The sequence below is a fragment of the Rhodococcus xishaensis genome, assembly GCF_004011825.1.
In the GTDB taxonomy this organism is placed as follows: domain Bacteria; phylum Actinomycetota; class Actinomycetes; order Mycobacteriales; family Mycobacteriaceae; genus Prescottella; species Prescottella xishaensis.
Map to the genome: position 1 here is coordinate 1 of NZ_RKLO01000013.1, position 2,369 is coordinate 2,369.

Genomic DNA, 2,369 nt, shown 5'->3' on the forward strand with positions numbered 1-2,369 from the left:
CCGAGGACGTCCGCGAACACGGCGGCCACGACCTGCTGGACCGGGGTCGTCGGCGCCCGGAACTCGCGGGTGTTCCACCGCGGCGGCGGCAACGCCTTCCGGTCCACCTTCTCGCTGGCGGTCACCGGGAACGCGTCGAGGACCATCACCGCATCCGGCACCATATAGGCCGGCAGCGCCCGCCCGACCGCCTCACGGGTGGTGTCCGGGTCGACCGAGCGGCCGCCGGCTGCCACCACATACCCGACCAGGTGCCGGCCGAGGTCGTTCTCGTGCACCACGACCACAGCCTGCGCGATCTCCTCCAGCGCCACCAACGCCGCCTCGATCTCCCCCAACTCGATCCGCAGACCCCGCACCTCCACCTGAAAATCGGTACGCCCCAAGAACTCCAACTGACCCGATGTATTCCACCGCACCAGATCCCCGGTGCGATACAACCGCGCACCCGCAGCACCGAACGGATCCGCCACGAACCGCTCCGCCGTCAGATCCGCCCGGCCCTGATACCCGCGGGCGATCTGCACCCCACCGAGATACAACTCCCCCGCCACCCCGACCGGGACCGGCTGCAGCCGGGCGTCGAGCACGTACCCGTTGGTGTTCCATAACGGGGTACCGATCGGCACGGTGCGCACGTCCCGGCCGTCGCACCGATAGGACGTCGCCGTGACCGCGACCTCGGTCGGCCCATACATGTTCTCCAGGCGCGCCTCCGACTTCGCCGCCAGACGCCCGAACAGCTCCACCGGCAAGTCCTCGCCACCGACATACACCAACCGCACCGAATCCGGGATCCGCACCTCGGGATCGGCCAACACCGTCCCGAGCATCGACGGCACGAACACCGCCGCGGTCACACCCTCGGCCGCGATCAACGACAGCAGGTATTCCGGATCACGATGCCCATCCGGCCGAGCGATCACCAACCGGGCACCGACCGCCAACGGCCCGAACAACTCCAACACCGAGGCATCGAACGTGATCGGAGTCTTCTGCACCACCGCATCGGAATCGGTGAAGGCGTATTCGGAGATCATCCACGACAACTGATTGACGATCGCCCGGTGACTGACCGCCACCCCCTTCGGACGCCCCGTCGACCCCGACGTGAACAACACATACGCCACATTGTCCGGCCGCACCCGCCCACGCAGCTCGGAGCCGGCCACCGGCTCCGACGAATACCCCGACACCCCCACGCCGTCGACCTCGACAAGCTCCACCCCCACCGGGAGGACACCGCGATCGGCCGCAGTGGTCAACACACACACCGGTGCCGCCGCCTCGAGCACATGATCGTTGCGTTCACGGGGCTGGTCCGGGTCGATCGGCACATACCCGCCGCCGGCCCGCAGCACCGCATAGATCCCGACCATCATCTCCACCGACCGGCGCATCCCGACCGCCACCAACGACTCCGGGCCCACCCCGGCATCGATCAGCAACCGCGCCACCCGGTTCACCCGCGCATCGAACTGCGCATACGTCAACGACTGATCCTCGAACACCACCGCCGGCGCATCCGGAGTCCGCGCCACCTGATCAGCGAACCCGTCGAGCAACAACCCCTCCGGCACCCGGTGACCGCTCTCGTTCCAGGTATCGAGCACCAACGCCCGCTCGGAGGCGTCGAGGACCGACACATCCCTGACCAGAACCGACGGATCGTCGACAACCGCCTCGAGCACCCGCACGAACCGCTCCGCGATCCGCGCCGCCGTCCCCGGATCGAAGATGTCCGCCGCATACACCAACGACCCCTCATACCCGCCGTCGGCCGCCTCACCGAGCGACATCGACAGATCGAACTGCGCCGCCACCCGATCCACCTGAACCGGCGCGATCGTCAACCCCGGCAACTCCACCTGCGACCGGGTGTAGTTCTGGAACGCCAACATCACCTGGAACAACGGTGAGAACGACTGCGAACGAACAGGGTTCAACTTCTCCACCAGAGCCTCGAACGGCACATCCGCATGCGCGAACGCCTCGAGATCCCTCTCACGCACCCGATCGACCAACTCCGTGAACGACAGGCCAGGATCACACTCGACCCGCAACACCAACGTGTTCACGAACATCCCCACCAGATCATCGAGCGCCGCCTCACCCCGACCCGCGACCGCCGACCCCACCGCGATATCGGTGCCACCACTGAGCTTCGACAACACCACCGCAAGCGCCGCATGCACCACCATGAACGCAGTCGCCCCCCGCTCCCGCGCCCACGACCGCACCCGACCCACCGTCACCGAAGACACCGCGAACTCGACACAACCACCCACACCCGACCGCACCGCAGGCCGCGGCCGATCCGTCGGCAACGCCAACACATCCGGCAACCCCGCCAACACACCCGCCCAATA

Annotated in this window: 1 protein-coding gene; it reads right to left on the minus strand. The window is 67.5% G+C overall.

Features of this window, described 5'->3' with window-relative positions:
* Positions 1-2,357 (minus strand): non-ribosomal peptide synthetase (locus EGT50_RS16875; RefSeq protein WP_328590656.1); only part of this gene is annotated, 2,357 nt, incomplete at its 3' end.
* Positions 2,358-2,369: the final 12 nt, after the last annotated feature.